A 7,576-nucleotide genomic window follows, 5' to 3' on the forward strand; every position below is an offset into this window, starting at 1 on the left:
ACTGTAATGGGTGACGCTCGCAAGCAGTGAACCCACCAGCCCGGAGCCATACACGCCGGCGAAGTAAGAAACGATGAAGTAGGCCGAACGGCGGAGAATCGTCAGATCGGCAGCCGTGGCGACATAGAACACGGCACCAGCGAACGCACCGAACACGACGCCGTAATCGGTGCCGGTTAACAAGCCATACAAACTGGCACCGGTTAAAGCGCTTGCCGCCGCAGCGGAACCGGAAACAGGTTCGGACATTTAGCCCCCTCGTATATGCTGTGAGTCCTCTCAGGATGAGGGGAATAAAAAAGGCCGCCGGATGGCAGCCAGAAATGAAAAAACCCCGCCGCAGCGAGGTCTTGAATATTGTTTTTTAACGGTGAACATACAATGCCCATCGTTGGGAAAATCCTAACCAGTTTTTTTGAATATTGCAAGCATCGTGACGCTATAAGTCGCGAATATGTGGCTAACGTGTTACTTTTCTTAAATGCATCTCTGCGTTTGCTTCTTCAAGCCAGCATTTAGTCACGAGCGCGTTAATCACATCGGCGTAACCGCTATACCATTCGTAATTCGTCAGGTCTGGCACAATCTTACTGACCAGTGTGCGGGCAAGCGTTGTCGGAACGCGGCTGTAGCGATTGCCATTACAGCGACCGCATACCTTATTAACCGGTACACCGTGCAGTTTGGTGCGCTTTTCATCGAGCACTTCACCCTTGCCTTTGCAGCCACGGCACGCTGTTCTTACCTCTCCTTTACCGCCGCAGTGATGGCAGATCTCTTCCACCTCTTCATACCTGACCGTTGCCTCCACGCCTTTTACACCGGGGTGCTTGACCACATCGCGCATGACATGCAACACGCCAAGGCCATTGCAGTGCGGGCACCGCGCTTTACTGGCCGCAGATCGGGAATAATCGGCAAAGGCGAATTGAACCAGCACCGGCAGAATTTCGAGGCGGGCTTTCTCGCTGAGTTTCATCAGCACCGGATTTTTGAGCGCCAGCGCATAGTTCATCAGTCCATCAATCGCCGGTGCCGGATCCTGAATCCCCATCTTTGCCAGGAACAGATTAAAGCCAAGCGATGCTTTTGACTGCACCATGCCCTGAGCCGCCATCACATCGGTAATGGTCAGTGCGACACCGCCCGTAGCTGGCGTCTCGTCGTTATATTTCTGCGACTTTGGCGAATAGAATTTTGGTAATGATTCGAGGTTCATAGCATCTCCACTTTACGCCAGCACGCCGATGGCCAGCGCGCGATCTAAAAAACGAAACAGCAGCACAAACTGGCTGCCATATTTTTCTTCAAATGCCACGGTGTCAGCGTGCAACGCGTCGTGATGCGCTCTGCAAAGCGGGATCACAAACAGGTCGTGCGCCTTTGTACCCATTCCCCCATTACCGTGGCCGATCAGGTGGTGGGGATCGTCTGCCGGATTGTTGCAGCACATGCATTGCTGCGCCTTAACCCAGCGGGTGTACTTCTCGTTTTCCCAGCGGCGGCGCTTCGGGCGCAGCATGTAGGATTCAGGCGTCTCCGGATCGATGCGCAGCGCCAGCACCTGCTTTGCCACCTCCTCTATGATTTCCCGCGCCTGCGGCATGCCTGGTACCAGATCAAGCTCGCGCGTTACCGATTTAATGACTGGCTTAGGCATAAGGAGAACCTGCCGTGCGGCTTCCTCCGGCAGCACGTCTGCGAGGCCGTAACGCGCCAGCCACCAGCAGAATTCCGGCAGCGTCAGTGAATGGGAATCGTCAAAGCCAAGCTCACGGCGGGCGGTCGTAAGGATGTATGCGGCGCAGTTTGCCCTGGCTATGGCTGCAAGTTGTTCGGTGCTGTGCTCGCGCAGGATGTTGTCGCAATGCCAGCACAGACGGATCGCGCCCGGTGCGTGGCGCATGGTTGTCATGTTCTCATCGTGCCAGCTTTCGTGAGGCCACTGGCACCCGGTACCGGATTCAAGCCAGCTTTCCAGACCGTTAATGCCACCGGCGCGGCGCAACACCGCTTCATTTTCGAATACGCCAGCCAGCGCCGGAGCTTCCGCCAGCGGCTGCTCTGCTGGTGGCAGTTCACCGTTCGGCATACCCGCCAGGCGCTCGGGTTCGTTCTCAAGCAACATGCGCCCGCGGCGAAAATGCGGCAGCAGGGAAACGCCAGGGCGGAACATGACCAGCCCAAGCTCAGTGACAACCACTGGAGTCAGTAGCGCTCTCAAATCGGCCTCAATGCACTGTATCGAGCAGGCGCAGCAGATCAGCGAACCGGGACTCAAAGAAATGCGGCTGAGTCTCGCGCGGGTTTGCCGGACTGGTGATATTTTTGCCATACATGCAGCCTTTGGCGGTCAGGGACCAGAAACGTTTAACCCCATTGCTGCCGCTACGGCTGCGGCGCTCTTTGTGCTCAACGATGCCAAGCTTTGACAATTGCTGGTATGCCTGGGCAGCAGTCATCGCTATTTTGTGAGTTTTCAGCAGCGCGCTGAGTGACTGCGTAGGACGGCTTGAACCGTCAAGCGCGTCAGCGGGCGCATCGATAGCGTACTGTGGTGTAAGATTTGGCAGCCCCACCGCCTCCTGTAGCTTCTGACATGCACCAAGCACTGAGGAATTTGAGAGGTTTAGAGACTTCTGCATGAAGCCGAGAAGGATTATGCCAGCCTGCATTTTATCGGCGACGGCTGATAAGGCTTGTTCGGGTGAGCTAACTGCTTTGTCAAAGGTACGGATCACTTTTAGGTGAAATGCTGGGCTGATCCACATAGCGTACGAGTAGACCAGTTCCTTCGAAACGTATGTCCCCTGCTCAGCGCCGCCGCGAATTGTGGAAGGCGGAATTCCGCCCTCGCTTAAAATTTCATCAATAAGTGCGACAGTCTGGCTGTTTTCAATCCAGTACTTCGGACGGTGGCGCTGTTCACCACCAGCAGCGCGGTGCAGATCATTAAGGCAGTAACGGCCATCAATATCACGGCGTACGGAAACGCCGTCAATCACGAGTAATTGATTCATTGGTTTCTCCACTGTTTGAAATGCGAGCGGGACTGCAACCCCGTTTCGCTGACACAATTCGACCATAACACACATTTTTTTTTGATGGCGACATGAGCTGATCATTCATACAGCCTTTATAGGTAGTGATTTTATCGTGACATCAACCCTACCGCCCTTTTCTACCGGTCCCCACTCAACCAGCAGGCGTTTAACCTGACTGTCGTCCTCCCACACTCCGGCATGCGTCAGCGCGTCAAACAGCGCCTTGTTGTAGTTGTCTATATCCCGGCGGCGTGCATCCGGCGGGTAGAGAATGACTTCTACCGAGGCTGGTTCGCTGGATGGCTTTGGCAGACGGCGTAACTGCTCGATGATGGCCGCGCAGGCGTCGCTCTGGTACTTGCGCCCTGCTGCGCTGATGAGGTGGCGACCTTTAAGCGGCCCCTTATTCGGGGCGCGCCAGTAGGTGTTCACGCTGGGTGGGAAAGGTAATTTCAGCTTCATGCCGCGGACCCTCTGCGTTTCAGCCATTCATAAGCCAGATCCGCCGAACTTTTCTCACCCGCCAGGAGCGATCGGATCACTTGCTCGGCTTCATCGAGCGCCAGTGTGTCGTTTACGCCGATCACTTTGATGCCGCGCGCGGTGCCGCTGGCGATCGTGATGTAGCCTTTTTTCACCAGGGCGCGTAGGTGTTCAAAAGCAGCATTGCCAGACGCGACGCCAATCAGCGACGCAAGCTCGGTATACGTCGGCGGGTAGCCGTGCATGTTGTGAAAATCCACCAGCGCATTAAGCACCTGCTGCTGCCGGTCGGTCAGTGGTTTACGTTCTTCCACGGTTTCCCCTCAGAGAATGGCCACGATATCGGTGGCGGTTTCGCGCGTACTGCCTTTGCTCGATATGGCGCGGCGGGCGCTGACGTGGTGCAGGTCGAAGCCATGCCCCTTGTAAAGCTCGATAATGCGAGGCGCGGTGGAATTGCTGATCACCACTCTGGCGCCACGCTGATGCGCAGCAACACAGCAGCGCGCTAACGCCTGCTGGTCGTCCCATGTAAATCCCCCGGCGGCATAGTTGGTAAAGCCAGCGGTACCCGGCATCGGTTCATACGGCGGATCGCAGTAAACAACATCGCCCTCACCCGCCAGAGCCAGGGTTCGCTGAAAACCAGCGTTCATAAACACGCAGTTGTGCGCCATGTTGGCGAAGGTTTTTATTTCTTCTTCTGGAAAATACGGGGAGCGATACTTGCCAAAGCCGACATTAAATTGCCCGCTGAGGTTGTATCGAATCAGGCCGTTAAAGCAGTGTCTGTTCAGGTACAGGAATGCTGCTGCACGCTCAATGCTGTCTATCCGCTGCGCGTTGAATTCTTCCCGAACAATCCCATAACCGCGCTCAGTGTTGAGACTGGTGAACATACGGCGGGCAAACGTTAGAACCTGAACCGGAACGATGGCTAACATCTGGTACAGGTTGATCAGATCAGCGTTTACGTCCGCCAGCAGGAAACTTTCATGCTTATCGGAGTTGAGAAACACCGAGCCGCCGCCAACAAATGGCTCAATAAGGCGTTTACCAGCCGGGATGAGGCGATCCAATTCCGGCAGCAATGAATACTTGCCACCAGCCCATTTAAGGAACGGGCGCTGATAAATGCGTGGTGCTGGTTCAGCAACCGGCAAAGCTGCAGCAATGCGTTCGCCAATCCAGCGCATGACCGGTACCGCCATTGAATTGCCAATAGCCTTGTAACGAGGGCCATCAGCCGCCAGGCGGTAAGCCTCTTCTGCCGTCATGTTCGGGAAGTGGTGGCGCAGGTATGCGTATTCTTCAGTGGTGATCTGCTTACGCTTCTCTGTCGGGATCAGGGTGTGATTATCCGGGAATCCTTGTAGGCGCTCACACTCCACTGGCGTGAGACGGCGAACAGCCATGCCAGAATGCCTGTCAGGATAAGAAATATATCCGTCTGCCCTTGTCAGATTGCCAGGTTGAAATGCCAACGCAGAATTTACGACTATCGGTGCTTCGTGGTTGCAGGTGAGCGTAGGCGCGGAATTGTCCGTTTTAATCTCGGCACCGCCCTGCCCGTGAGCCATAGCGATAATCGGCGTTCCGCGCCCCGTTCCGTCCTCGCTTCCGTCAAAGCCTTCTGCTTTCAGGGTGTGGGAAATGTCGCCATTAACCGACTGAGCTATAATCCCGCATCCTCGCTGGCTGAACAGTTCCTGATTGCTCTGGCCTATTCCTCCGATGTTGTGTGACTGGTTGTGTGACTGGTTGAGGGTTGGGTGTGGGTTTGCTGGATTGTCCCAGTGACTACTGCCTTCAATGCGTTCTCCAGCAGCGGCGGTAATTTTCGATTGCGGTTCTCTGCGCGGCGGAGTATCCCGGCGCACGCTGTCGAGCTCAAAAAGTACTTTTGCGGGATCGAATCCACTTCGAGCACTTGCGACAACGAACACACGCTTGCGTCGTTGGGCCACTCCGAAAAATTGAGCGTCGAGCACTCGCCAGGCGACAGCGCGCGATGGTCCAAACACACAACCAGCGTTCGACCATTTTCCCCCTGCTGGCTGCAATTCGCTATCTTCCCCGGCAAGTCCTGCAAGAAAGCAGCCGAAGGCGTTGTCTTTGCTGCTGAGGACGCCCGGGACGTTTTCCCAGACGATGATTGCTTCTTCTTCACCGCAGTCGCGGCGCTTGTCGTCGATGGCATCTGCTAACTCCACATATGAAAGGGTTAATTGCCCGCGCGCGTCGTCGAGCCCGTTGCGTAAACCGGCGATACTGAATGCCTGGCATGGCGTACCGCCGACAAGAATGTCTGGTGCTTCAACTGTTCCGGCGCGAACCGCCGCGGCAATTTTGGTCATGTCACCCAGGTTGGCTACTTCAGGCCAGCGCGCCGCCAGTACTGCAGCCGGGAATTTTTCTATCTCAGCGAACCATGACGCTTTCCAGCCCAATGTTTCCCACGCAACGGTGGCGGCTTCAATGCCACTGCAAACTGATCCGTATCTCACAGCGAACCTCCTTTACACGTTTCGTTCCAGCGGTTCCCTGCGCCGTCAGCGACACCGCGCGTCATGCCGGAAAGGCATTTTGCCCGGCGCAGCGCGAAGCACGCTCTGGCCTGCGGCGTTTTGGCACAGTCAAAGGCTTCCAGCCATACTGTTGCGGCGCGACGGCGTAAGCCCCTTGCTTCCAGATCAAGCGCCTTGTTCGCCAGTTCAACCGGACTGCCCGTTTCGCTGGGGGCAATCGGTGCGTCTGTGTAATACAGGAAAAAGCGGCCAAGCGGCTTGCGCTTCAACTGGCCGATGCTCGCCAGGCGCTCAAGCGTGCGCTGCACGACTCTGAGATCCAGATGTTCAAGGCCGCAACACACCTCGCTAGTGGTGCATTCGCCGTTTTGCTGGATGTATTCGAGGACTTCAGAAAAGGCGCTCATCCGCGGAACCCCGGCGGTATAGTGGTATCAGGGCGGCTAATAGCATTGATGTCCCTCTCCCGCTTCCTGTCCCATGTCTCACGAAGCGGGCGGCCTTTTGCTTCCCAGTTGGTGGCACGCTGAAGGTAACCTTCGAATTTCTTCGGCCCAAACAGAGTTTCCGGGCGCATGTACTGATAAAACTCGTCGTTGTCGCGCCAGTGCTCGTGCTTCAGGTCGATAACCAGTTTCATGTCATTGACTGTGAAACCCTCGCGAAGACGCGCGCGGATGTGCTCAAGCGATCTCCGTGATTTCTGGTAACGAGATCCGCTGACCTGGTTCAGATGGGTAAGAACCTCAATCGCTGAATCAGTTATTGCCACTTCCGGGTCGGGTTGCGCAGCAACCGGACAAGAAGGTTTTTTATCTGATGGATCTTGTTTTGAATTTACTGACGGATCCCCGCCAGATTCTGGGGGGTGAAAATCGCCTGCTTTGCTGGATTTCGACGCGTCAGATTTTGAGGCATCAGAATTCGACCCATCAGATTTTGATGCGTCAGATTTTGACGGGTCAGAATCTGACAGGTGAGAAAAGGCAGCCGCCTGGAGTTTTGCCACGTTAAGCTGGTAAACGTTTGAGGCATTACGGTTACCCTTGCGGCGCTGCTGGCGTGTCAGCCAGCCATCCTGCTCCAGCTTGCCAATCGCGGTTCGTACAGTGCTTTCACCTGCGCCAAGCTGGCGGGCAATCGTCTCGATGGACGGCCAGCACACGCCCTCGTCGTTGCTGAAGTCAGCCAGGCGCGCCATGATCGCCACGCTGGACAGCTTCATGCCAGAAGCGGCACAGGCGTCCCAGACGTAACCGGTTAATTTAGTGCTCATGGTCGTCCTTTATTTCTCTGAATTTACGCTGGAATTGCTAAAGCGGGCTGAAGCATTCATGCTCGTAGCCTTGCGCTTCACGAAGATAGATAACGCGCTGCTTTTCTGGCTCCCATCGAATGACCCGTACCGGGATTCCGTAGTGGTCTCTGAATTGCCGGTTAACTTCAGCCATGCTTCGCGCCCCTGCTCATTCATAGTGGCAAACGCCTCTACCATTCCGGCGGCTCGCTGGTAGTTGTGGG

At 55.7% G+C, this 7,576-nt stretch carries 10 protein-coding genes; all 10 read right to left on the minus strand.

The genetic code is table 11. The features are described from left to right. Nucleotides 1-249, minus strand: a 249-nt coding sequence (locus E0L21_RS24305) for a putative holin (RefSeq protein ID WP_131413790.1), incomplete at its 3' end; no start/stop codon positions are given. 211 nt (nucleotides 250-460) lie between these two features. Continuing rightward, nucleotides 461-1,219 carry an antitermination protein gene (locus E0L21_RS24310; RefSeq protein WP_131413791.1) on the minus strand — a complete coding sequence of 253 codons (759 nt, stop codon included), beginning with the start codon at nucleotides 1,217-1,219 and terminating at the stop codon, nucleotides 461-463. Nucleotides 1,220-1,231: 12 nt separating this feature from the next. Then, nucleotides 1,232-2,224 carry a DUF968 domain-containing protein gene (locus tag E0L21_RS24315; RefSeq protein ID WP_131413792.1) on the minus strand — a complete coding sequence of 331 codons (993 nt, stop codon included), beginning with the start codon at nucleotides 2,222-2,224 and terminating at the stop codon, nucleotides 1,232-1,234. Nucleotides 2,225-2,231: 7 nt separating this feature from the next. Further along, on the minus strand, nucleotides 2,232-3,020 hold the full coding sequence (locus E0L21_RS24320) for a KilA-N domain-containing protein (protein WP_131413793.1): 789 nt from the start codon (nucleotides 3,018-3,020) through the stop codon (nucleotides 2,232-2,234). Between the two features lie 105 nt (nucleotides 3,021-3,125). Next, nucleotides 3,126-3,506: a RusA family crossover junction endodeoxyribonuclease gene (locus tag E0L21_RS24325; RefSeq protein WP_131413794.1), complete on the minus strand. Its 381-nt coding sequence runs from the start codon at nucleotides 3,504-3,506 to the stop codon at nucleotides 3,126-3,128. Then, nucleotides 3,503-3,841: a LexA family protein gene (locus E0L21_RS24330; protein ID WP_235855297.1), complete on the minus strand. Its 339-nt coding sequence runs from the start codon at nucleotides 3,839-3,841 to the stop codon at nucleotides 3,503-3,505. The genes E0L21_RS24325 and E0L21_RS24330 overlap by 4 nt, the downstream gene beginning before the upstream one ends. Nucleotides 3,842-3,850: 9 nt before the next feature. Then, entirely contained in the window at nucleotides 3,851-6,034 is a 2,184-nt protein-coding gene (locus tag E0L21_RS24335; protein ID WP_131413795.1) for a Dam family site-specific DNA-(adenine-N6)-methyltransferase, read from the minus strand. Next, complete coding sequence (locus E0L21_RS24340; protein ID WP_131413796.1) at nucleotides 6,031-6,462, minus strand: PerC family transcriptional regulator; 432 nt, start codon at nucleotides 6,460-6,462, stop codon at nucleotides 6,031-6,033. The genes E0L21_RS24335 and E0L21_RS24340 overlap by 4 nt, the downstream gene beginning before the upstream one ends. Then, nucleotides 6,459-7,331, minus strand: coding sequence for a conserved phage C-terminal domain-containing protein (locus tag E0L21_RS24345; RefSeq protein ID WP_131413797.1), 873 nt, complete (start codon nucleotides 7,329-7,331; stop codon nucleotides 6,459-6,461). The genes E0L21_RS24340 and E0L21_RS24345 overlap by 4 nt, the downstream gene beginning before the upstream one ends. A 37-nt stretch (nucleotides 7,332-7,368) precedes the next feature. After that, nucleotides 7,369-7,506, minus strand: coding sequence for a DUF4222 domain-containing protein (locus E0L21_RS24350; RefSeq protein ID WP_131413798.1), 138 nt, complete (start codon nucleotides 7,504-7,506; stop codon nucleotides 7,369-7,371). Nucleotides 7,507-7,576: the final 70 nt, after the last annotated feature.

The sequence above is a fragment of the Kosakonia quasisacchari genome (assembly GCF_004331415.1).
Lineage (GTDB): Bacteria > Pseudomonadota > Gammaproteobacteria > Enterobacterales > Enterobacteriaceae > Kosakonia > Kosakonia quasisacchari.